Here is a 21,479-nt window from a genome sequence, read left to right on the forward strand (position 1 = left end):
CGGCGCGCCGTGACCGGTTCCTGCCGTCAGGCGCCGAGGACGCGGTCGAGGTGGGGGGACGCGAAGACGCGGTGCGGGTCGAGCCGGTCGCGGACGGCCTGGAAGTCGGCCCACCGGGGGTACGCGGGCGCCAGCGACGCGGCGTCGCGCCAGTGCAGCTTGCCCCAGTGGGGCCGGCCGCCCAGCCCTTCGGCCACCTCCTCGAAGGCGCGGAAGTACGGCTCGTACGGCGCTCCCACGTACTGGTGGATCGCGATGTACGCGGAGTCCCGGCCGTGGCCGTGGGACAGCCACACGTCGTCGGCCGCGGTGAAGCGCACCTCCACCGGGAAGAGCACCTTGAACGGCAGCCCTTCGACGATGCGGCGCAGCGCGTCCAGGGCCGGCACGAGGGCGTCGCGGGGCAGCGCGTACTCCATCTCCACGAAGCGGACCCGGCGTGGCGTGCAGAAGACCGTGTCGGAGCGGCCGGTGTAGCGGCGCTCGGTGAGCGCCCGCGCCGAGACGGCGCTGATGGTCGGGGCGAGCGCCGGCACGGCGCGGCCCAGCCGGCAGGCCCCGGCGAAGACGGTGTTGGCGAGGAACTCGTCGTCGAGCCAGCCGCGCCAGCGGGGCAGCGGCCGGTCGTCGACGGGCACCCGGTCGTTGCTCTTGACCTGCACCCGCTCGGTGTACGGGAACCAGTAGAACTCGACGTGGTCGTGGGCGGCGACGAGGCCGGGCAGGCCGGCGAGGACCGTGTCCAGCGGCGCCGGCCGCTCGTGCGCGAGCAGCACGAACGCGTCCACGCAGCGCAGGGTCACGTCGACCAGCACACCCAGCGCCCCGAGGGAGACCCGGGCGGCGGCGAGCACGTCGGGGTGCTCGTCGGCCGAGCAGCGCAGCACCTCGCCGGTGCCGGTGACCAGGGTGAGCGCCTCGACGAACGTGGCGAGGCAGCCGTACCCGGCACCGGTGCCGTGGGTGCCGGTCGAGATCGCACCCGCGACGGTCTGCGCGTCGATGTCGCCGAGGTTGGGCAGCGCCAGCCCGTGCCCGGCGAGCAGCCGGTTGAGTGCGCGCAACGTGGTCCCGGCGGGTACGGTGACCAGTCGGCGATCGACGTCGACCCGTACGCCGGTGTCCAGGTCCGCCAGCTCCATCCGACGACCGTCGGTCAGGGCGACGGCGGTGAAGGAGTGGCCGCTGCCGACCGCGCGGATCCGCTCTCCGCCCGCGGCGGCCGCCCGTACCGCCTCGGCGACCTCGGCGGCGGAGGTGGGCCGCAGGACGGCGGTGGCGGTGGCACGCTGGTTGCCGGCCCAGTTGGACCAGCCGGCGGTTACGGAGGGTGTGGTTGCGGCCATGAACACTCCTCGACATGAATATGAACTGACTTCATATCAGGAACGTTGTACCTGGTAAATACCGCAATCCAGGTCCGCTCGTTGTACCGGTAGTCACAGACTCGTGACGTGCAGATATGTTCATCCGTCGAAGGGGGGTGGCGCCGAGTGTCCACACCAGCCGCCACGACCGGGCCGCTGCGCCGCGTACCGGTGCAGGGTCGAAGTGTCGCGCGGGTCCAGCGGATGCTGGACGCCTGCGCCGAGCTCGTCGACGAGGTGGGGTACGAAGGGCTGACCACGACTCTGCTCGCCGAGCGTGCCGAGGTGGCGATCGGGTCGGTCTACCAGTTCTTTCCGGACAAGCGGGCGATCGTGCAGGCGCTGACCCTGCGCACGATGGAGTCCTACCTCCAGCGGCTCGACGAGCGGTTCGCCTCGGACGACCTGACCCACTGGTGGGACGGCGTCGACGCGGCGATCGACGAGTACATCACGATGCACCGTACTGTCCCGGGGTTCCGTACCCTGCACTTCGGCGACGTGGTCGACCTGCACCTGCTCGATGAGCAGCGGGACAACAACGGGGTGATCGCGGATCAGCTGGCCCGCGTCCTCACCGAACGCTTCGGGCTCACCGACGTCCCGGAGCTCCGGTTCCACCTCGAGATCGCCGTCGAGGCCGCCGACGCGCTCATCAAGCTGGCGTTCCGCCGCCGGCCCGAGGGCGACGACCGGGTGCTCACCGAGGCGAAGGCGCTCATCCGGGAGTACCTGCACCGGCAGGTCGACGCCCGGGAGGGCGCGGCCCCGCCGGCCGAGCTGGCCCAACCGGCCTGACCGGCGTCCGACCTGCCCGGACCGCCCGCAACCGGCCCGGTCGGCGGACGCGGGACCGGATCGACCCGGTCCCGCCGCCGGCGACTCAGAGGAACGCCCGACCCTCGCCGCGATAGGTGGGGACGGTCGCCACGACGGCGTCCCCCGCCACCAGGTGCAGTTCGTTGACGTGCTCGGCGAGCTCGCCGGCCTTGGCGTGCCGGAACCAGACCCGGTCGCCGACCCGCAGCGCCCCGGCCGCCCGGCCGGTCAGCGGGGTCTGCACCTCACCGGCGCCCTCCGTGCCGACCAGTTCGAGGCCGGCCGGCAGGACCGGGCGGGGCAGGCGGCTCCGCTCGGCCGGGCCGGACGCGATCCAGCCGCCGCCGAGCACGGTGGCGTAGCCGGGCGCCGGACGGCGGACCACCGCGCACGCGAAGTACGCCGACGGGGTGGGGCGCCAGGCCCGGTAGGCGTCGAACAGCGTCGGCCCGTACAGGCCCGATCCCGCGGTGACCTCGGTGACCGCGGGATCGGCGCTGGTGGCGGCCACGCTGCCGGTGCCACCGCCGTTGACGAACTCCAGTTCGGCGTGCTCGCGGACGGCGGCCACCGCCGCGCCGCGGCGCGCCAGCAGTTCCCGGTACGACCCGCGCTGGGCCAGCCGGATCGCCGCGCCGAGCAGCGCGCGCCCCGGCGGCGCGTCGCCCAGACCGGCGATCTGCGCCTCGTACGCCATCAGCCCCACCAGCCGGAAGCCGGGCCGGGCGGCGATGGTGGCGGCGAGCGCGCCGGCCGCCCGGGCGCTGTGCACCGGCGAGCGGCGGACGCCGACGTGCACCTTTCCGCCGAGTGGCCGCCACGAGGCGTCCAGGTCGAGGCAGACCCGCAGCTCGGCCCGCCGGCCGGGAGCGCACACCGCGTCCACCAGGTCGAGCTGGTCGGTGCCGTCGACCATCAGGGTCACCGCGGCGGCGAGCGCCGGGTCGCCGGCCAGTTCGGCGAGGGCGGCGCGGTCGGCCGTGGGGTACGCCACCAGCGCGTCGTCGGTCACGCCGCCGCGGACCAGCCAGAGCGCCTCCGGCAGGGTGAACGCCATCACGCCGTGCCAGCCGGGCTCGGCCAGGGCACGGGAGATCAGCTCCCGGCAGCGTACCGACTTGCTGGCGACGCGGACCGGCTTTCCGGCGGCCCGGTCGGCGAGTGCGGCGGCGTTGGCGTCGAACGCCGCCAGGTCGACCACCGCGTACGGCGGGTCGAGGTGCGCGGTTGCCCGGTCGAGTCGACCACGGAGGTCGGTGCTGTCGGTGGCCACGTCGTGCACGCTAGCCGTCAAACGGGTCAATGCGAAATACCCTCGCGTCCGGGCGAGCTGACGGCGGTGGTCCCGGCGGCCTAGGCTCGGCGAGCAGGAGAATGTCACGGCGGGGAGGCTCCCCGTCGGGTCTAGAGTGTTGCACCGGGACTGCCCAGCGATGGGCCGCCACGTGGAGGTACGGCCATCGAAAACCAGCAGAACGGCGAGTCGCCCGGCGTGTCGCCGTCCGGAGCCCAGCCCGTCCCGTCCGGTGCCCAGGCCGACCCGACCTCGGGTGGCCAGCCCGGCCCGTCCGCGTCCGGCGGGCAGGCCGCCGCGCAGCCGGACCACTCCGGCTACGCCGCCATTCGCTCGGTGCTGCGCATCCGCCCGTTCCGGCGGCTCTGGATCGTGCTCGGCGCGGCCTCGTTCGGCGACTGGTTCGGCCTGCTCGCCACCTCCGTCTTCGCGGCCTCCCAGGTCGAGGGGAGCACCGCGAAGGGTGCCGCGTTCGGCACGGTCATCGCGATCCGGCTGCTGCCCGCGCTCGTGCTCGGGCCGATCGCCGGCGTGCTCGCCGACCGGTTCGACCGGCGGTGGACGATGGTCATCTGCGACGTGCTGCGGTTCGTGCTGTTCGCCTCGATCCCGCTCGTCGCCGTGCTGGGCGCCAGCGGCCCGGTGGTCGTCGGCTGGGCCACGATCGCCACGTTCCTGATCGAGTCGATCACCCTGCTGTGGATCCCGGCCAAGGAGGCCGCGGTCCCCAACCTGATCCCCCGGGCCCGGCTCGAGGCGGCCAACCAGCTCACCCTGATCACCACGTACGGTCTCACCCCGGTCGTCGCCGCTCTCGTGCTCGCCGCGCTGGACGGCGCGGTCCGGGCCGCCACCGGCGGCGCCGCCCCGGACTGGGCCGAGCCGGCCCAGCTCGCGCTCTGGTTCAACGCACTCTCCCGGCTGGCGACCGCCGTCGTGGTGGCGTACGGCATCCGCGAGATCAGTCAGGGCCCGTCCGCCGAGCGGGGCCACACCGAGCAGACCATGCTGCGCCAGTTCAAGGAGGGCTGGCGGTTCATCGGCCAGACCCCGTTGGTCCGCGGGCTGGTGCTGGGAATCTTCGGCGCGTTCGCCGGCGGCGGCATCGTGATCGGCACCGCCCGGTTCTTCGCCAACTCGCTCGGCGCCGGTGACGCCGCCTTCTACCTGCTGTTCGGTGCCATCTTCATCGGTCTGGCGGTCGGCATCGGGCTCGGCCCGATGATCGTCAAGGACATGTCGCGGCGGCGCTGGTTCGGCATGAGCATCGTGCTCGCCAGCGCGGCGGTGATGGCCCTGGCGTTCGCCATCCACCTCTCCATGGCCATGGTCGGCGCCGTCCTGGTCGGCGCGGGCGCCGGCATGGCCTTCCTCGCCGGCACCACGCTGCTCGGTGGCGAGATCGCCGACGAGGTGCGCGGCCGGGTTTTCGCGGTCGTCCAGATCGGCACCCGGCTGGTGCTGATCCTGGCCATCGCGCTGAGCAGCCTGCTCGCCGGTGTCGGCGGCTCCCGCCGGTTCGAGATCGCCGACCTGGGGGTGTCGATCTCCTCCACCCGGCTGCTGCTGCTCGCCGCCGGCGCCGCCGGCATCTTCGCCGGGATCAGCGCGTTCGGTCAGATGGACGACAAGAAGGGCGTTCCGGTGCTGGCCGACCTGTGGGGCTCGGTACGCGGACGCCCGCTGATGCCGGCCGAGCCGTTCGTCTCCGCCGGGCTGTTCGTGGTCTTCGAGGGCGGCGAGGGGGCCGGCAAGTCCACCCAGCTCGCCCTGCTCGCCGGCCGGCTGAGTGAGCAGGGCTGGGACGTGGTGGTGACCCGCGAACCCGGCGCCACCACGGTCGGCGAGCGGATCCGGTCGCTGCTGCTCGGCCAACCCGGCTCCGAGGTGCCGTCCCCGCGCGCCGAGGCACTGCTGTACGCCGCCGACCGGGCCCACCACGTGGCCACCGTGGTCCGGCCGGCGCTCGCCCGGGGTGCCGTGGTGATCAGTGACCGCTACGTCGACTCGTCCCTGGCTTACCAGGGTGCGGGGCGCACCCTCCCGGCCGACGAGGTCTCCTGGCTCTCGTCCTGGGCCACCGGCGGGCTCAAGCCCGACCTGGTGGTGCTCCTCGACGTCGACCCGCGCACCGGGCTGTCCCGGGTGGCCAGCCGTGGCGAGAACCCGGACCACCTCGAGGCGGAGTCGATCGGCTTCCACGAGCGGGTCCGGTACGCGTTCCTCGACCTCGCCGCCGCCGACCCGAAGCGCTACCTGGTGCTGGACGCCTCCCGCCGGGCCGACGAGATCGCCGGCGCGGTGGCCGGGCGGATCGACGAGATGCTGGGCGCACCGGGCGGCATCACGCACCCCCGCCCGGCGCAGGGCCCGGACACCTCGGTCCAGCCCGAGTTATCCGACGCGGAGCTGGTGACGATGGAGCATCGGACCTGATGCCGGACGTCTTCGCCGACCTGGTCGGCCAGGACGAGGCGGTCGGCACCCTGCGCCGGGCCGCCTCGGCGGCCGCCGCGGTGCTGCGCGCCGCCGCCGCGGGACCGGACGACCTGGCGGCCCTCGCTGACGAGGCCGAGGTGGCCCCGGCCGCCGGTGGCGTCGCGGCGGGCGATCCCGGCGCCGGGATGACCCACGCCTGGATCTTCACCGGGCCGCCCGGCTCCGGCCGCTCGGTCGCCGCCCGCGCCTTCGCCGCCGCCCTGCAGTGCGTACACGGCACCGGCTGCGGCAGCTGCCCCGGCTGCCACACGACAATGGCCGGCACCCACGCCGACGTGCGCCTCGTGGTGCCCGAGGGACTCTCGATCGGCGTCAGCGAGATGCGGGCCCTGGTGCTGCGCGCCGCCAGCACCCCGTCCGGCGGCCGGTGGCAGGTGGTGGTCATCGAGGACGCGGACCGGCTCACCGAGGCCGCCGGCAACGCCCTGCTGAAGGCGATCGAGGAGCCGCCGCCGCGTACCGTCTTCCTGCTCTGCGCCCCGTCCACGCACCCGGACGACATCTCGGTGACCATCCGGTCGCGCTGCCGGGTCGTACCGCTGCGGCAGCCTCCGGCGGACGCGGTGGCCGAGGTGCTGGTCCGGCGGGACGGCATCGCGCCGGACGTGGCGCGGTGGGCGGCAGCGGCGGCCCAGGGGCACGTCGGGCGGGCCCGGCGGCTGGCCCGCGACCCGGAGGCGCGCAAGCGCCGGGACGCGGTGCTCGCGGTGCCGCGCCGGCTGACCGGCGTCGGGGCCGCCTTCGACGCGGCCTCCGCGTTGATCGAGGCGGCCGAGGCGGAGGCCGAGGCGGCGGTGGCGGAGACGGACGCGGCCGAGCGGGCAGCGCTGGAGACGGCCCTGGGCGCCGGTGGCACCGGCCGGGGGGCGGCCGGCGCGATCCGGGGTGCCGCCGGCCAGCTCAAGGACCTGGAGCGGCGGCAGAAGTCGCGGGCCACCCGCGCGCAGCGGGACGCCCTGGACCGGGCCCTGGTGGATCTCGCCGGTTTCTACCGGGACGCCGTCACGATGGCGCTGGGCGCGCCGGTCGAGCCGGTGCACACCGACACCGCCGAGGTCGCCGGGGCCGGGGCGCGAAAGTGGGCGGCCGAGGGGGCGCTGCGCCGCCTGGAGGCCGTCCTCGCCTGCCGCACCGCGATCGAGGCGAACGTGAAGCCCCGGATCGCCGTCGAGGCGATGATGCTCGCCCTCTGGAAGGGCTGACCTCCCCGGCCGGCTGTCCACAGGCATCGACAGGCGCAATTGCTGTGCGGTACGGTCCGGTGTGCCGTGGTGACGGTAACGCCACGCAGAGTGACATCCGTCCGGGAGGAGTCCGCCGATGCCGCGGGGGGAGATCGACGAGGCCTGGATCGAGGAGGCGGTACGGCGCTACCGCCGCATCGAGTCTCTCCAGGCCGAGTTCGACCAGGCGGTGACGACGGTCGAGGTCACCGTCCGCTCGCCGGACGGGCTGGTCGAGGTGGTGGTCACCGCCGGCGGTCGGATCACCGACGTGCGCTTCCTCGGCCCGCTGCACAACCGCCACCCACGCGACGTCGCCGGCTCCGTGCAGGCCGCGGTCACCGCGGCGGCCGACGCCGCACAGTGGGCGCGGGAGAAGCTGCACAACGAGACGTTCGCCGCCTACCGCCCGTTGACGGGGGCCTGAGATGGAGACGCTGCGCGCCCTCGCCGCCCGGCTGGACGCGGCGAGCGAGACGCTGGCCGGCCTGTCCCGCGCGATCCCCGCCACCGACCCGGCGCAGGCCGCCTTCGGAGCCGACGCCGCCGGGCGGCCCGGTGAGATCGGGCGGGCCCTGCACCGGCAGTGGACGACCGCGACCGGTGACCGCGCCCGCGAGGCGTACGCCGCCGCGCTGCGGCTGGCCGCCGCCGCGTCCGCGGTACGCGAGACCGCCGACCGCTACGCCGACGTCGACCGGGCCGCTGAGCGGCGGTTCGCCGGGGAGGCGTGATGGACCCGCTGGACCGGCTCGCCGAGCCCGGCCTCGACCTGCTGCGCCGCGTCGACACCCTGCTCGCCGCCGGCGCACCCGAGGGGCACCGGGTCTGGCCGCTGCTACGCCGCATGCAGGTGCTTCCCGGCGAGGCCGTCCGGACCTTCCTGGACCTGCACCCCGCGCCGCTGGCCGGCGCCGGCCGGTCGGTGCGCCGGCTGGTCCGGGGGTACGACGAGGTGTCCAACGCCCTGACCGATCCGGTGCTCTGGTCCGGTGCGGCCGCCGCCGCGTACGGGGAGGCCCGCGCAACGCTGCTGCACCACCTCGACGAGGGGCCGGAGAGCCTGGTGGGGCGCCTGGAGTCGACCGCCGGGTACGCCGACGCGCTCGCCGACTGGGTGGACGGCAGCCGCCGGGCCCTCGGGCGGGCCCTGGCGGACGTGTTGCGGTCCACCGAGGCGGTGGCGGTGGTCGCCGCGACCTCGGTGCCGCTCGCCGTGTCCGCCCCGCGTGCCCCGGCCGGGCTGGAGGCCGCGGAGATAGCCGCGCGCGTGCTCGCCGTCCTGTGCGTCGCGTACGACGGCGCGGAGACGATCCTGCGGCAGTGGGGGCCGAGCCTGGTGGAGTCCCGGTGGCGGGCGCCGGCCGCCGAGCCGCCCCGGTACGACACCCCGACCCGGATCGGCTGGTAGGACAACGGCCGCCGTTACATGGCACACGGCGTCGCGCTCGTGAGCCGTTCTCCGGCTCCGGCTGCGACGCCGCGGCCATCCCCTGCACCCCCCGCAGGTCTGCTCCTACTCAACGCTGTGCGACGGCGTTTGTCCCGTGCGTGGCGACGGAATCAGCCGTCCGGGCGAGGACATCGGGACGGCGGGACGGTTAGCGGGTCGGCCGATTCGATCGATATGGATGGCTGCATGGCGTAGCCGAGTCGCGACGCCCGCCCGGCCGGGGCGCCCCGGGGGACGTAGGGTGAGGGCATGGGCATGCTGTGCGCGGTCAGTTTCCACCGGTACGGGCGCCTCTACTACCTCGATCCCGGTGACCTCCGCCCCCAGGTGGGCGACAAGGTGCTGGTCCCCACCGACGAGGGGCCCGAGGTGGCCGAGTGCGTCTGGGCCGCCCAGTGGGTCGCCGACGACACCGACGGGTTCCCCCGGCTGGCCGGGCTGGCCCAGGAGGAGGATCTCCGCCGCGACGAGGCCCTGCGGCGACGCAAGGCCGAGGCGAAGGTGGCGGCGAAGCGCCTGATCCGGGAGCATGGCCTGCCGATGAAGGTGGTGGCCGTGGACCACGTGCTCGGCGGCGCGGAGGGCGGCGAGCGGAGCACCATCTACTTCACCGCCCCGCACCGGGTGGACTTCCGGTCGCTGGTCCGGGACCTCGGCGCGACGCTGCACTGCCGGGTCGAGCTGCGCCAGCTCTCCGCCCGCGACTCCGCCCGGGTGCAGGGCGGGATCGGTTCCTGCGGCCGGGACCTGTGCTGCGCGACGTTCCTGACCGACTTCGAACCGGTGACCATCCGGATGGCCAAGGACCAGGATCTGCCGCTCAACCCGCTGCGCATCTCCGGCGCGTGCGGCCGGCTCATGTGCTGCCTCAAGTACGAGCATCCCCTGTACGCGAAGTTCCAGGAGTCCGCCCCGGCGATCGGCACCCGCGTCACCACTCCGGAAGGGGAGGGGCGGGTCGTCGGCCACAGCGTCCCGAGAGACGCGGTGACCGTCCGCCTGGACGCGGACGGCTCGCGCTGCTCGTGCAGCCGCGCCTCCGTCTGCGCCCCCCGCCAGGCCCACGACGCCCACTACAACCCCAGCTGAACGCGCCGCCCCACCCTTGTTGATCAAGAGGTTTTCGTCGCCAGCCCGGCTCGCCGAGGACGAAAACCTCTTGATCAACGCGACTCGGCGGCCCGTCCCACGACCACCGGGGGCTCGGCCAGGCGGGGGGTCAAGGGGCCGCGCGGGGTCAGCCAGGAGGACTCCGGGGAAAGGTCGGGGTTGATCTGCCAGTCGCGGGACACGCGGTCGATGCCGATCGGGTAGAGCGTCAAGGTGCCGTCCGGGTCGATCCGTAGGCGGAGGAAGGCCTTCGAGTCCTCGATGCCCTGGCCGGCGAACAGCTCGTTCACGTTGACCCCGAACGCGCCGGCCACCAGCAGGTACGCCGCCACCAACTGGCTCGCCACCAGCCCGCTCACCGGACCGTACAGAACCACCGCGGCGACCGTCGACAGCGGCCACTGCCAGTCGTGGAACGGCAGGGCCAGCCACGCCCACGTGCCCGCCGCCGCCAACCCCACCTGGGCCAGCCCGTGCCCCACACCGAGGATCCAGTGCCGGACGTGCCGCTTGCCGCCGGAACTGGGCGGCTTGGCGAAGAACGCGGCGCCGAGCAGGGTCACCAGCAGCATCGCCACCAGTGGCACGCTGAACAGCCGCTGCTCGGTGCCGTCGGGGTTCGTGACCACCCCGGCCATCGCCAGCATCAGCAGCGTGTGCAGGGTGCCGAGCAGGGTGGTGAAACCCGGGTTGCGCAGCGGCAGCCGCGGGAAGATGCCCCAGGCGTACCGCCGGGAACGCGCCGCGTCCGGGTAGCAACCCGCCAGGTCGTACGTCTGGGAGGTGCTCGCCCGCCGGGCCAGCGTGTCCTTCGGCGGCACCTCGATCCGCTCCGGCAGCTTGTGCGTGGGGTAGAGGTACGCGCCGCCGCCACCGCACGTGATCAGCTGGCGGTCCGGGCCCGCGTACCGGGCGTAGTGGTGCAGGTCGCCGGAGATGAGCAGCTTCACCTGCGCCCCGGTCGGCGCGACGATCGTGCGGATGAAGTAGTCGATCGAGTCGTACGCCGTGGGGTGGTCGACGGCCTTGACCCACATGGGCGCCGGCACGGCCAGGATCACCTGGCTCTGCGGCCCCAGCCGCTCCGCCACCGCGTCGAAGTAGGTGAGCTGCGGGTCGTCGAGGTACGAGCCGGACTGGTCGTCCAGGCCGAGCAGCCACCAGTCGGCCGGCAGCTCCACGGCGAAGTACGACCGGGACTGCCCGGTGCACCAGCCCCCGAAGTGCCGGTCCCGGGACCGGACGAACAGGCGCAGGAACGCGGTGAGACCGTCGTACCAGTCGTGGTTGCCGGGGACCGCGAACAGCGTCGGCCGCTCGGGCGGGGTGACCGGCAGCGCGGCCTGGTAGGGGCCCTTGCAGCGGTCCTCGTACGCCTCGAAGGCCGCCGACGGATAGACCTGGTCGCCGCCCATCACCAGCACCTGCGCGCGGGGCAGGCGGTGGCCGTCCACCTCCAACTCGCGCTGGGCGAGCAGGTACGCGACCGAGTACGTGGCGTTGAAACCGTCGCCCAGGTCGGCAACGTAGTCCAGCCAGAGCCCGCCGTCCGGCCCGACCTGCTTCGCGATCTTCGCGTCGAGGGCGTTCTGCAGCTCCCGCTTGTCCAGGTACGCCCCGAAGAGCAGCGCCAGCAGCGTACGGATGCCGGTGCTGATCAGCAGGAACGGCGCCAGCCACGGCACCGGCTTGCGCGGGGTGAAGCCCAGCTCGATGGGGTCGGTGCTCCGTGGCCGCCGCGCCGGCCGGCCACCGGCCGCCTCACTGGCGTGCGGGCCGCCGGTGGTGTTGCCGCCCGGCTCGGGCGGGGTGGTGTTGCCGTCCGGCGATCCGGAGGGATGATCGTCCGTCATCCGCCGGAGCGTAGTGCGCAGTGGCCGGCGGCGCTGTCCGGTGGGCGTCCGAACGGGCGGTGTGTCCGGCTCGGTACGGGCGGCGGGGATCCCGTTCGGCGGTACGCGGCGGGTGGCGTACACTTGCTGATCGTTGCCGCCTTAGCTCAGTCGGCTAGAGCGACGCACTCGTAATGCGTAGGTCGACGGTTCGATTCCGTCAGGCGGCTCGGTGAGAAAGCCCAGGTCAACGGCCTGGGCTTCGCCGTTTCCCAAGGTCGACAACCTCGCCGCCGGCCGTGCCAGTCCGCAAATAGTCCGCATCCCGCGCCGCGACCGCCTCGTCCAGCCGGGTAGCAACGGCGTCCAGGTCGTCACCGAACAGGCCCGCGTACACGTCCAACGTCATCGACGCCGAGGCGTGCCCGAGCATCCGCTGCACCGCCTTGACGTTCGCCCCCGCCGCCACGGCCAGGCTCGCCGCCGTGTGCCGCAGGTCGTGAGGCGTGAGCCCGGCCAGCCCGACCGAAGCCGCTGCCGGACCGAAGACCCGCGTCCGGAAGTTGGTGTTGCGCAGCGGGCCGCCGTTGGGCGCGGTGAACACCAGCTCGTCGCGGCGCTTGCCGGCGACGTGCGCGGCCAGCTCCTCGACGAGGAAACGCGGAATCGGCACCGACCGCCGCTGGTGGTTCTTCGGCGTGCCCTCCACCAGCTCCCCGCCAACCTCCGCGAACGCCACGGCCACCGTCACCCGACGCCGCAGCAGATCCAGCCGCGACACCCGCAACGCCGACGCCTCACCCCACCGCAACCCGGTGTAGGCCAGGAACCGCACCAGCAACCCGTAGCGCCCGCACGCGTCCGCGAGCGTCGCCACCTGGTCGTGGTCGAGGAACACCGGCTCCTCCCGCACCACCCGAGGCAGTCGCACACCCTCTGCCGGATTCCGGGACATGCGACCATCGCCCACGGCGTGAGCCAGGGCCAGCGACAAGACCCGGTGCGCGTACCGGACCGTGGCCGGCGCGAGCCCGGACGCGGTGAGCCGCTGAACCCAGGCCGCAACCTCCGCGTACGAGACTGCCGAAAGCGGTATGTCGTCCCACGTCGGGAGGACCTGCCGGCGTAGCGCCAGCTCGTACCGGGCGCGAGTCGATGGCTTGAGCTGCACCTGAGCCGCCATCCACTGCGTGGCCCAGGCGCCCACCGTCACCCGAGCCCGAGCTGGGTCGATCCAGTCGCCCCGCGAGATGGCCGCCTTGGTCGCCGCCTCCCACCGCTCGGCGTCCGACTTCCGGTCGAAGTGGCGAGCGTGCTCCTTGCCGGACGCGTCCCGGACCCGAGCCCGCCACTTCCGATTGGGCCGCTTCTCAACGCTCACCGGCTACCCCGCCTGCTTTGCGAGCCAGGCCCGCACGTCGGCCGGGTCATAGCGCAGGTGCCGGCCCACCCTAGACGCCCGTGGCCCGATCCGGCGGTACCGCCACTGGTAGAGGGTGCTCACCGGCACACCAAGGAACGTCGACACGTCCTCAGCCGTCCAGAGCGGTTCGATCGTGCGTGCCTTCATGCTGCTCCCTCCTGGACGGTCGAAGTTGCCGAAACATCGGGTGGTGCCTGGTCGCGTCTGGCGGCGTCGAGCTGGGTGCGCCATTGGATGCGTTCGGATATCGCCCGCAGGACCCGGTGCCCGAGGGGCGGCACGTCGGGGTCTGTGGGCCGGGCGAGTTCCCACGCGTGCCGTTGCTCCCCGCCGGCCGGTGCGGTGGCGGCGTCGGTGGTGACGCCGAGCAGGGCCTTGACCCATTCGCGGCGGTCGGCGCGGTGGTCGGCGAGGGTTTTGCCGGACCACTGGCGGCTGATGAGGACGCGTCGGCCGCCGATGCCGAGGGTGTCGCGCTTGTGGATTTTGTTCTTGCAGTTGCCCGGCTTGAGTCCCGGTCGGGCCTTCTTGGGTTGGACGCCGTAGAGCAGCCAGTTCGCGCACCGCTCCGAGCACGGGGTGTGCCGCAGCTCCTGCCAGAGCCGTTCCAGGTGCGCCCGCTGCCGGCCGGTGGTGACCTGGTGGCAGTCGGCGGCCTGCTTGGTCAGGTACTTGGTGATGTAGCCGACGCACCGGTCGGCATCCTTCGTCCCGGCGAGGACGCCCTTGGCGTCGACCTGGACGCCGAAGCGGACGATGTGCACGGGTTGGGCGTCGGGGTCGGCGTCGAGGAGGTCCAGGGCGTCATCCCACGACGGCAGCAGCCGCCGGGTGGCCGGGTCGACGTAGCCGCCCGCGTCGGGGTTCCACTGCGGGGCGTCGGTCGGTTGGTAGACGCGGTGCTCGACCGAGGGCCACCACACTTGGTGGTAGGTGGCGGCGGCGACCTGCCGGATCAGGGCGCGGGGGATGGTGCCCCGGATGGCGAAGTGCGCGTGCGGGGCCAGTCGGCGTTGCGGCTCGACGGCTCCGGCGTATTGGACGTTCCAGCCGACCGCGCGGCGCAGGTTCTGCCAGAACCGATCGAGCAGCCGGGGGAAGTGCACCGCGTCCCACGCGGCCCGCCGGTAGTCGTAGCTGTCGGGGTCGACGGGTGTCCCGTCGGAGTAGACGCGGCCGTAGGAGTCGAGGGTGAGGGTGAGGAACATCGACGGCCGGAACACGGTCCCGTCGCGGCCCTCGTAGGTGCGGCCAAGGGTCCGGTTCTCGACGGGCAGGCGGGGTAGGTCGGGGGCGTCCTGCCGGCGCTTGGTCGAGCGCACCCGCCGCTTCCCATCGCCCTGGTCGTCGTCGGTGGCGTGCGGAGGCGCGGGCCGGCCGCGCATGCCCTCGGTGGTGATCTGGGCATCCAACTCGCCGATCGCGTCGTCCAGATCGGCCACCTGGTCCCACTGCCCGGCCCGGACGGCTTCGTCGCGGGCGAACTCGAGGTGCGCGCGGACGACGATCAGCGCCTTCTGCGCTTCGGTGGCCGGGGCGGGGCCGGGGTCGGGTTCGTCGGCGCGGTGCCAGCCTTCCCGGATCTGTTGCTGTCGCAGCTTCCGGGCGCGGGTGGCGCAGGCCGGGCACTTGCTCTCTTGGGTGGCGCCGCAGGGCAGGTCGATGACTTCGGTTTGGCCGGTGTCGAGGTCGGTGCGGCGCAGGGAGACGGGTCGGGTGCAGACGCCGTAGTCGGCGGCGAGGTCTTTGACGACGTCGACGGAGCGGGGCATGAGCATGCGGGCGGCCCGCGAGCCCGGCCGGGGCCCCTGGGTGGTGGGGTCGAGGCCGGGCAGCGTCGGAGTGAGGGTCATCGGCTCACCTCCCGAGTCAACGGAGTGCCGTTACGGCGGGCGAACACGGCCGGCGGAACCGGGGCAACCGGGGCCGGGCGGACAGAGTCGACCGGGACCACGGCGAGCGGCTCCGGAGCAGCCGGCGCGGCGGCGGTCGGCGCAGCCGGGGCGGCGGGTGGTTCGTCGGCCGGCGGCGGGGTGGGTGCGGTGGTGAGGACGAGCTTGGACAGGCCGATGAACGCCAGCGCCGGCACGGCCGAGAGCAGCCAGCCGGACAGGCCGGGCTTGGCCACGGCGAGCTGCGCGGCCAGGGACAGGGCGACGGCGGCGACGAGCAGGAACATCGGGTAGCCGATCGGCCCGCCAGTGCGGCGTCGACGCCGGATGGTGAGCAGGGCGGCGACCGGGACGAGTTCGCTGATGACGGCGTTGGCCCAGCCGAACCATGCCCCGGTGCCGGGTGGACTGTTGTCGAGGGTCCAGTCTTTGACGTGGGTGAACGAGGCGGCCCCGGCGAAGCCGGCGACTGTGAGGAGGATGGCGACCAGGACCAGGCCCTCCACCCGCTCCGCACGGGTGTTGGTCGGGTGGGGCTTCATGCGGCACCGTCCAGGACTTCACCGTCGATGACGCGCAGCCGGCCGTAGGTCTGCGCCATGTCGCGGATCTCGTCATCGGTCAGGTAGGAGAACCGGACCCGCATCGGGGTCGGGTCCCCGTCGATGACCACGAACCCGACACCGGGCAGGGACTGCGGGATCCGGTCGCACAGCGCGCCCCGGTCGCGCATCCCGTCACCAAGCACCAGGTCGACCTGGGCGGCTTCGGCCAGGCGGAGGCCGATGCGGGTGGGGAACAGGTCCCGGAACGGCAGCACCTCCTTGCGCGGGTCCTGAATCGCGGCGACCACGTGCACGCCGACCGCCCGGCCCTGGGACAGCAGGATGGACAGGGCGGCCTTGATCCGGTCCTTGAGCTGCCGGTCGGTCAGGTACGCGGTCAGGTTCGCCAGCTCGTCAATCACGAGGACGATCAGCGGCTCATCGGCGGTGGGGATGTGCTGGCGGGTCCGGCCGCGCAGCTTGCTCGCGCGTTCCCGCGCCACGGCGGCAGCCTCTTCGATCAGTTCCGCCATGGCGGGGTAGTCCTTGCAGGCGAACCGGGCGAACATCGGCGCACCGATGCCCAGCTCCATCCCGCCCTTCGGGTCCAGGCCCCACAGCTGCACCAGCCCCGACGTGACCCCGGCCGCCAGCGAGCGGACCACGGACCAGATAACCGAGCCCTTCCCCGCGCCCGTGGCGCCCACGACCAGGACCTGAGTGCCGAACAGCCGCAGCGGGTAGACCTCGCCGTCTTCCTGCTGGCCGACCGGTAGGGCGGTGAAGTCCGGCACCGCCGGCACGGGCAGCGGCCGGACCAGCTTGGCGAGGGGGTCACCCCGGAACAGGTGCAGCAGCACCAGCTCGGGGCGCGGGCCGGGGACGGCTTTGACCTGCCGGACACCGAACGTGTGCGCCAACCTTTCGGCGACCTTGGCGAAGTCGTCGGGGATCTGGCCGGTGACCATCCGCACCGTCACCACATCGACGCCGGCCGCGCACCGGACGCGGCGCAGGACGGGCAGGACGGTGTGGGCGTCGAATGAGACGGCCAGCTTCGCGGTGACCATCGCCGCGTGCCAGTTTCGCCGGTACAGCCACCGTCGGAACCGCGATAGCGCCGGCCACCACGCGAACCGCAGAAAGCTGGGCCGGTGCCCGAACCCCCAGCCGGCCAACAGAGCGGTGGTACCGCCGACGACGCCAGCCGGGCCGGCCCAACCCCACCGCAGGTAGAGCCAGCCGAAGAACACCGCCGGCCCGGTGACGTACCAGAAGCGGACGAGGACCACGACCAGGCGGCCGAGCGCCTTGAGGGTCCACCAGGACAGGGCGAGCCAGAGCGGGATGCGCACGAACGGGGTCCGCACGTTGATCGGAGCGGGATCGATCCGCTCACCCCGGATCACGTTCACCAGAGGCATCGGCTCAGCCCTCCCCCACCGTCGCGGAGGCGGTGAACAGCGAGCCCTGCCCCGGCTGGCCGGGCCGGCGGCGGACCACCCGACGCCGGACAGTCGGGCGGGCGGGCACGAGCGCGGCCAGGTCGACCGGTCCCGCCTGTGGGGCGGGGACGTGGCGGGTCATGGTCGGCAGCCACCGGCCACGCCCCAGCACCGCCCGCAGGTCGACCCGATCCGAGACGTGCGGGGCGATCAGGTCCGGGTCCAGCCGGCGGAGCTTCACCACCGTCCGCGCCAGGGCTGCGGCGGCGGCGGAGATCTCGACCAGGGCGGCGACGCGGACGGCGTCGGCGGGGATGGTGGTGTAGACCTCGCGGGCGGCCCGGATACCCGGTGCGGCGAGGCGCATGACGGTGCGGCGGTGGGTCTTGCGGCGGGGTGCGGGGCGCGGGTGCCCGGCGATGCGGGCAGCGTCAGCTAGCGTGGGCACAGCCCAACTCCTTCCAAGAGGTTGCGGGTGAGGCGCGGGGCGGGAATCGACTTGGCGGAAGAGGCCCGCCCCGCGCGTCCAGGTCTGGTCAGGCCGCCTGCTTCGTCGCGGCGGCGGGCTCGGTCATGGCGCTGGCGCGGATCGACCACGCCTGACGGGCCCGGCACTTGCCCGAGCCCTTGCACCGTTGCGAGTCCACGTACGGGGTGAGGGTCACGTCGGTGAACTCCACCGCCGGCGGATAGCCCGGGATCTTCGAGGTCGGCGGCACCGGCTGATGCGGCGCGGCGATCTTCACCTTCACTTCCTTCGACCCGCCGAACTTCCCGGCCTCCGGGTCCAGGTCCAGCACCTTGACCACCCACAGCCGCTCGCCGGTGTCCTTGTCGCGGGCCTGGTCATCGCCCTGACCGCGCTTGTCGAAGTCCGTCACCGCCTCCACACCCAGGCACAGCGCCCCGTGCGGGAAGACGTAGTCGAACGGAACCGGAACCTTGATCGTGTTCGGGACTGCCATGCCCCTGCCTCCAAACTGAGTCCGCCGGCATCTCCGGCGCTCGACTTGTACATAGGTTACCTAGGTCTACTAGCAACCACAATGGACGAGCGCAAGATTCCTTGATTCCGCTATCTCGCCCAGGCGAGCTAGGACGGTTAGGTTGGTTCCGTGGGTCTGGACATGGACGACCGGCGACCGCCGTATCAGCAGGTCGCCGACGCGCTTCGCGCTGCTATCCGAGACGGCGAGTACGCCGCAGGCGACCGACTGCCCACGGTCGCCGAACTAGCTGAGCAATACGGCGTCGCCAAGATGACCGTTCAGCGGGCGTTGACAGATCTGCGGGCCGAGCAGCTCGTGGTGTCGTGGCAGGGGAGAGGCACATTCGTGCGCAGCCGCAGCGAGGCGGACGCCGCGACGACGAGCGTGCACGACGAGATCATGAAGCGTCTCGACTCGATGCACGACGAGCTGGCCCGCTTGTCCGAGCGCGTGAGCCGCCTTGAGGGGGCGAGCTAGCGTCCAGCGCGTCAACCCGCTGGGCGAGGTTGGCGAGGCGAGCCGCCAGGACGTCGAGTCGGGCAAGGATCAAGTTGGCTTCCTCCGGAGTCAGGGTCCGCTTCATGCTTCCAGGCTCCCGAGGACATGCCCCCGCGTCGATACTTTAGGTGTCGCCCAACATCAACAGGTGTGGCTAGGCGACAGCAGGGGAGGCCGTTGTGACAGCCGCACCAACCCTCGATGAGCCATCGTTCGGTGCGCGGCTTCGGCGGGCACGAACCGAGCGCGGGTGGTCGCTGCGTGACCTCGCCGCTCGGATCACCTATAACCGCGGCTACATTGGCCGAGTCGAGCAGGGCGAGAAGTTCCCGGACCGCCTGTTCGCTGAGCGAGCCGACGCCACCTTCGGAGCGCGTGGCGCCCTTGTCGAAGCATGGGCCGCCGAGGCGAATGAGCGCCAGAACGCCGAACGGATGGGCAAGCTCCTCACCGCATCCGTCAAAGACTCACTCCGACTGCTCACCTCCGTCGAGGAACGTCACGACCTGGCCCAGATCAGCGACGGCGTGGACGGCCTAGCCGTGGCCTACCTCGCCACTCCGCCCGGCCCGATGCTGCAAGACGCCGTAGAGCTGCGCGCCGAGATCCTGCAACGACTCCGCGAGAAGCACTACCGGCCCCACGAACTCACCGACCTGTATCTCCTGCTCGGCCGGCTCCAAGGCGTCCTTGCCTACGCCGCTCTCGATCTCGGAAGCCCGGAGGCGGCACTCACCCACGCCGAGGCCGCCTGGACCTGCGCCGAACACGCCGGAGACAACGAGCTGCGCGCCTGGACGCGCGGCACTCAAAGTCTGATCGCCCGCTTTCAGGGCGAGTACGCCCAGGCCTTGGACTACGTGCACGATGGACTCCGGTACAAGGCACGAGGCACCGGCCAGATCCGCTTGCTGTGCGGCGTCGCCCAGTGCCACGCCAACCTCGGCGACTCGACCGGAGCGAACCGCGCCCTGGACCTCGCGCAGACCGAGCGAGAGCACCTGACGACCACCGACTCCGTTGAAGGGCTGTTCGGGTTCTCCGTCGCCAAGCAGCACTACTACGCCGGAAGCAGCCTGATCTGGCTAGCCGGCGGAGCCGACGCCGAACGAGCCGCTCGGGAGGCCGGCCAAGCCATCAAGCTGTGGGAACACGAGCCGCCAGCCAGCCGGTCCCTCGACGACGAGGCGCTAGCCCACGTCTACCAAGGCACCGCTTACCTCCAGATCGGCGACCTCGACTCCGCCACCGCAGCCATCCGGCCGATCCTCGACCTACCAGCAGACCGCCAAATCTCCTGGATCACGAAACGACTCGGCCGCTTCGCCGCGATGCTCCGCCGCGACCCGTACCGAGGATCCAGCGCCGCAGACGACCTCTACGACGAGATCCGGAACCTCAGCGGCGGGTAGGCCGGTCGATACTGCCGAATTGACCTCTTAAGGATCAAGAGCGGCCCGCAAAGCGGGCCGCGCCGGCCCGGCCCCGGCCTGCTGGCGACCTCCGGCCGGCATCGGCCGGGCCGGCCGGCCACGCTTAGGAGGCACAGAATCAGAAGACCTCGGGGCGCTGCCCCGAACCCCGGCCCTCCTCAGAGATCAGCCGGGAGCGGATCACCTCGCCGGGCACCACAAGGGCTACCAGCCTCCCCGGACGGGGCCAAGGTCGTTCGTCCGGTAGGGCGCTCCACCTTGGCCCCGTCCGGGGAGGCTGGATGGTCTACGACTGCCCGACGAGGAGATCCGCCGCATCCGCACCCGCATACCAAGTTCCCTTCCTTGATCTTCACCCCTTCGCCCAGGGAAGAACAAGACTGTTTCTTTGCCCGCGATACCGGCAGTCTCTCGTGGCATGGCCGCTGACAACCAAGGTGTAGATCTTGCTCGCCGCCTTTCGCATGTTCGATGGCTCGCCGGGGGCACCGGGTCAGGCAAGAGCACCCTCTCCCGGGCCCTCGCCGAGCGCTACGACGTGCTGATCTACGACGGCGACCGTGCGGAGCGCAGCTACGTCAGCCGGTGCACTGAGCACGAGCAGCCGTACCTCTGGGCGTTGCTGCAAGCTCCGCTGGCGCAGAAATGGAACAGCCGCAGCGCCCAGGAGACCTTCGAGTCGATGCCGAGCCTGCACGGGGAAACGTTCGGGTTCGTTGTCGATGACCTGCTCGCGATGCCCACTGAGCGTGCGATCGTGGTCGATGATTTCCGAACTCTTCCCAGAGAGGTTGCTCCGCTGCTGACGTGGCCAGAGCAGGCAGCCTTCCTCCTGCCAACGCCGCAGTTTCGAGATCGGGCATTACGGGCTCGATTCGCCGACACCGCGCGAGCCCGAGCGAACTGGGGAGACAGCGACCACAGCGAAGCCCTTGCGCTACGACTGGCTCGCGATGAACTGTGGGATGTTGAAGTCCGCCGCCAGGCCGCCGAACTGCACTTGCCGGTGGTGGCCATCGACGGCTCGCGTGACGTTGCCGACCTTGTCGATGACCTTGCAGCCCGGTTTCGTCTGGGCCATCCACGGGCCAGTAACCGTGGCGTGCAACGGTCATGAGCGGGCACGAGAGGTAGGAAGCTCTGCTGCTGACCGCAGGCGTTTCGGGCATCACGGCCAGGTGAGCACGCTCTTCCATACTGAAGGTGTGCACGGATTGCTCCTGGAGCTGATTGAGCGTCTGGCCGAGCTGCCGGACGACGCCACTCTCTACGCGGCACGCCCGTGGTCACCCGACTCAGACGCGGTTGTCGCGATCGAGGGGCCGAGCGGTGAGCCACCCACCGACCTCCCGTATCTCCTTGAGGTCGAACTTGCTCGCGGAGCAGTCGACGTGTGGTCGGAATGGAGGGAGGGCCGTCAACCCACTGTCGTCGAGGCGTGCGCGGCCGTCATCCACTACGCCACCCACGATGCGTACATGCCGGTTGCCGACACCTGACCGGAGCACTGTCCGCATCTAGTCCGCAAGAGGTCGACGGACGGCGGGGAGTGTTGTGAGACGTCGAGAGGCGTTTCCGCTGCTAGACCGCCGTGTACCCAGGTCGGCGGGTCGGGCAGTTTGATCTCGTAATGCGTAGGTCGACGGTTCGATTCCGT

The 21,479-nt window shown here is 72.3% G+C and carries 21 protein-coding genes and 1 tRNA gene; 12 read left to right on the forward strand and 10 right to left on the reverse strand.

What is annotated here, in order from left to right; genetic code table 11:
* Nucleotides 1–26: 26 nt before the first annotated feature.
* Nucleotides 27–1,346 (reverse strand): D-arabinono-1,4-lactone oxidase, encoded by a 1,320-nt coding sequence (locus ABTW87_RS01385; protein WP_350647393.1) that lies wholly within the window; start codon nt 1,344–1,346, stop codon nt 27–29.
* 225 nt (nt 1,347–1,571) lie between these two features.
* On the opposite strand from ABTW87_RS01385, the gene ABTW87_RS01390 reads away from it, so the two are divergent.
* Complete coding sequence (locus ABTW87_RS01390) at nt 1,572–2,165, forward strand: TetR/AcrR family transcriptional regulator (protein WP_350647597.1); 594 nt, start codon at nt 1,572–1,574, stop codon at nt 2,163–2,165.
* An 85-nt stretch (nt 2,166–2,250) separates the two neighbouring features.
* Here ABTW87_RS01390 and ABTW87_RS01395 read toward each other — a convergent pair whose 3' ends face one another.
* On the reverse strand, nt 2,251–3,468 hold the full coding sequence (locus ABTW87_RS01395) for an alanine racemase (RefSeq protein WP_502891514.1): 1,218 nt from the start codon (nt 3,466–3,468) through the stop codon (nt 2,251–2,253).
* Nucleotides 3,469–3,816: 348 nt separating this feature from the next.
* On the opposite strand from ABTW87_RS01395, the gene tmk reads away from it, so the two are divergent.
* The 6 genes from tmk to ABTW87_RS01425 all read left to right on the forward strand — a co-directional run bounded on the left by tmk (nt 3,817) and on the right by ABTW87_RS01425 (nt 9,744).
* Complete coding sequence (gene tmk / locus ABTW87_RS01400; protein WP_350647599.1) at nt 3,817–5,916, forward strand: dTMP kinase; 2,100 nt, start codon at nt 3,817–3,819, stop codon at nt 5,914–5,916.
* Nucleotides 5,916–7,181: a DNA polymerase III subunit delta' gene (locus tag ABTW87_RS01405; protein WP_350647397.1), complete on the forward strand. Its 1,266-nt coding sequence runs from the start codon at nt 5,916–5,918 to the stop codon at nt 7,179–7,181. Before tmk ends, ABTW87_RS01405 begins: the two co-directional genes overlap by 1 nt.
* Nucleotides 7,182–7,299: 118 nt before the next feature.
* Nucleotides 7,300–7,629, forward strand: coding sequence for a YbaB/EbfC family nucleoid-associated protein (locus ABTW87_RS01410; RefSeq protein WP_350647399.1), 330 nt, complete (start codon nt 7,300–7,302; stop codon nt 7,627–7,629).
* A gap of 1 nt (nt 7,630) precedes the next feature.
* Nucleotides 7,631–7,936 carry a hypothetical protein gene (locus tag ABTW87_RS01415; RefSeq protein WP_350647401.1) on the forward strand — a complete coding sequence of 102 codons (306 nt, stop codon included), beginning with the start codon at nt 7,631–7,633 and terminating at the stop codon, nt 7,934–7,936.
* A complete protein-coding gene (locus ABTW87_RS01420; protein WP_350647403.1) occupies nt 7,936–8,613 on the forward strand; it encodes a hypothetical protein in 678 nt (225 codons plus the stop codon). The genes ABTW87_RS01415 and ABTW87_RS01420 overlap by 1 nt, the downstream gene beginning before the upstream one ends.
* 291 nt (nt 8,614–8,904) lie before the next feature.
* Nucleotides 8,905–9,744, forward strand: a complete 840-nt coding sequence (locus tag ABTW87_RS01425; protein ID WP_350647405.1) for a PSP1 domain-containing protein — start codon at nt 8,905–8,907, stop codon at nt 9,742–9,744.
* Nucleotides 9,745–9,818: 74 nt separating this feature from the next.
* Here ABTW87_RS01425 and ABTW87_RS01430 read toward each other — a convergent pair whose 3' ends face one another.
* On the reverse strand, nt 9,819–11,618 hold the full coding sequence (locus ABTW87_RS01430; RefSeq protein WP_350647407.1) for a metallophosphoesterase family protein: 1,800 nt from the start codon (nt 11,616–11,618) through the stop codon (nt 9,819–9,821).
* Nucleotides 11,619–11,753: 135 nt separating this feature from the next.
* Here ABTW87_RS01430 and ABTW87_RS01435 point away from each other — a divergent pair.
* Nucleotides 11,754–11,827, forward strand: a tRNA-Thr gene (locus ABTW87_RS01435).
* A 17-nt stretch (nt 11,828–11,844) separates the two neighbouring features.
* Here the strand turns inward: ABTW87_RS01435 and ABTW87_RS01440 are convergent.
* The 7 genes from ABTW87_RS01440 to ABTW87_RS01470 form a co-directional block, all read right to left on the reverse strand.
* The gene (locus ABTW87_RS01440) at nt 11,845–12,978 is read right to left on the reverse strand and encodes a tyrosine-type recombinase/integrase (RefSeq protein ID WP_350647409.1); all 1,134 of its coding nucleotides are present in this window, start codon (nt 12,976–12,978) and stop codon (nt 11,845–11,847) included.
* A 3-nt stretch (nt 12,979–12,981) separates the two neighbouring features.
* A complete protein-coding gene (locus tag ABTW87_RS01445) occupies nt 12,982–13,167 on the reverse strand; it encodes a helix-turn-helix transcriptional regulator (RefSeq protein ID WP_350647411.1) in 186 nt (61 codons plus the stop codon).
* The gene (locus ABTW87_RS01450; RefSeq protein WP_350647413.1) at nt 13,164–14,873 is read right to left on the reverse strand and encodes a replication initiator; all 1,710 of its coding nucleotides are present in this window, start codon (nt 14,871–14,873) and stop codon (nt 13,164–13,166) included. Before ABTW87_RS01450 ends, ABTW87_RS01445 begins: the two co-directional genes overlap by 4 nt.
* The gene (locus ABTW87_RS01455; RefSeq protein WP_350647415.1) at nt 14,870–15,454 is read right to left on the reverse strand and encodes a DUF2637 domain-containing protein; all 585 of its coding nucleotides are present in this window, start codon (nt 15,452–15,454) and stop codon (nt 14,870–14,872) included. Before ABTW87_RS01455 ends, ABTW87_RS01450 begins: the two co-directional genes overlap by 4 nt.
* Nucleotides 15,451–16,881: an FtsK/SpoIIIE domain-containing protein gene (locus ABTW87_RS01460; RefSeq protein WP_350647417.1), complete on the reverse strand. Its 1,431-nt coding sequence runs from the start codon at nt 16,879–16,881 to the stop codon at nt 15,451–15,453. Before ABTW87_RS01460 ends, ABTW87_RS01455 begins: the two co-directional genes overlap by 4 nt.
* 4 nt (nt 16,882–16,885) lie before the next feature.
* Nucleotides 16,886–17,350: a hypothetical protein gene (locus tag ABTW87_RS01465; protein WP_350647419.1), complete on the reverse strand. Its 465-nt coding sequence runs from the start codon at nt 17,348–17,350 to the stop codon at nt 16,886–16,888.
* Nucleotides 17,351–17,438: 88 nt separating this feature from the next.
* Nucleotides 17,439–17,867, reverse strand: a complete 429-nt coding sequence (locus ABTW87_RS01470) for a hypothetical protein (RefSeq protein ID WP_350647421.1) — start codon at nt 17,865–17,867, stop codon at nt 17,439–17,441.
* A gap of 150 nt (nt 17,868–18,017) precedes the next feature.
* Here ABTW87_RS01470 and ABTW87_RS01475 point away from each other — a divergent pair, with 150 nt between their 5' ends.
* The 4 genes from ABTW87_RS01475 (at nt 18,018) to ABTW87_RS01490 (ending at nt 21,321) form a co-directional block, all read left to right on the forward strand.
* On the forward strand, nt 18,018–18,368 hold the full coding sequence (locus ABTW87_RS01475; RefSeq protein WP_350647423.1) for a GntR family transcriptional regulator: 351 nt from the start codon (nt 18,018–18,020) through the stop codon (nt 18,366–18,368).
* A 200-nt stretch (nt 18,369–18,568) separates the two neighbouring features.
* Nucleotides 18,569–19,801, forward strand: a complete 1,233-nt coding sequence (locus tag ABTW87_RS01480; protein WP_350647425.1) for a helix-turn-helix domain-containing protein — start codon at nt 18,569–18,571, stop codon at nt 19,799–19,801.
* Nucleotides 19,802–20,240: 439 nt separating this feature from the next.
* A complete protein-coding gene (locus ABTW87_RS01485; protein WP_350647427.1) occupies nt 20,241–20,939 on the forward strand; it encodes a hypothetical protein in 699 nt (232 codons plus the stop codon).
* A gap of 61 nt (nt 20,940–21,000) precedes the next feature.
* Nucleotides 21,001–21,321, forward strand: coding sequence for a hypothetical protein (locus ABTW87_RS01490; RefSeq protein WP_350647428.1), 321 nt, complete (start codon nt 21,001–21,003; stop codon nt 21,319–21,321).
* The last annotated feature ends 158 nt before the right edge of the window (nt 21,322–21,479 follow it).

Source organism: Micromonospora sp. NPDC126480 (assembly GCF_040302465.1).
GTDB lineage: Bacteria > Actinomycetota > Actinomycetes > Mycobacteriales > Micromonosporaceae > Micromonospora.

Excerpts from the sequence above, each read along its gene's own strand:
- ABTW87_RS01430 (WP_350647407.1), bottom strand. The coding sequence starts at position 11,618 with ATGACGGACGATCATCCCTCCGGATCGCCGGACGGCAACACCACCCCG.
- ABTW87_RS01405 (WP_350647397.1), top strand. The coding sequence starts at position 5,916 with ATGCCGGACGTCTTCGCCGACCTGGTCGGCCAGGACGAGGCGGTCGGC.
- ABTW87_RS01450 (WP_350647413.1), bottom strand. The coding sequence starts at position 14,873 with ATGACCCTCACTCCGACGCTGCCCGGCCTCGACCCCACCACCCAGGGG.
- ABTW87_RS01460 (WP_350647417.1), bottom strand. The coding sequence starts at position 16,881 with ATGCCTCTGGTGAACGTGATCCGGGGTGAGCGGATCGATCCCGCTCCG.
- ABTW87_RS01455 (WP_350647415.1), bottom strand. The coding sequence starts at position 15,454 with ATGAAGCCCCACCCGACCAACACCCGTGCGGAGCGGGTGGAGGGCCTG.
- ABTW87_RS01410 (WP_350647399.1), top strand. The coding sequence starts at position 7,300 with ATGCCGCGGGGGGAGATCGACGAGGCCTGGATCGAGGAGGCGGTACGG.
- ABTW87_RS01420 (WP_350647403.1), top strand. The coding sequence starts at position 7,936 with ATGGACCCGCTGGACCGGCTCGCCGAGCCCGGCCTCGACCTGCTGCGC.
- ABTW87_RS01385 (WP_350647393.1), bottom strand. The coding sequence starts at position 1,346 with ATGGCCGCAACCACACCCTCCGTAACCGCCGGCTGGTCCAACTGGGCC.
- ABTW87_RS01390 (WP_350647597.1), top strand. The coding sequence starts at position 1,572 with ATGCTGGACGCCTGCGCCGAGCTCGTCGACGAGGTGGGGTACGAAGGG.
- ABTW87_RS01415 (WP_350647401.1), top strand. The coding sequence starts at position 7,631 with ATGGAGACGCTGCGCGCCCTCGCCGCCCGGCTGGACGCGGCGAGCGAG.
- ABTW87_RS01485 (WP_350647427.1), top strand. The coding sequence starts at position 20,241 with ATGGCCGCTGACAACCAAGGTGTAGATCTTGCTCGCCGCCTTTCGCAT.
- ABTW87_RS01445 (WP_350647411.1), bottom strand. The coding sequence starts at position 13,167 with ATGAAGGCACGCACGATCGAACCGCTCTGGACGGCTGAGGACGTGTCG.
- ABTW87_RS01470 (WP_350647421.1), bottom strand. The coding sequence starts at position 17,867 with ATGGCAGTCCCGAACACGATCAAGGTTCCGGTTCCGTTCGACTACGTC.
- ABTW87_RS01425 (WP_350647405.1), top strand. The coding sequence starts at position 8,905 with ATGGGCATGCTGTGCGCGGTCAGTTTCCACCGGTACGGGCGCCTCTAC.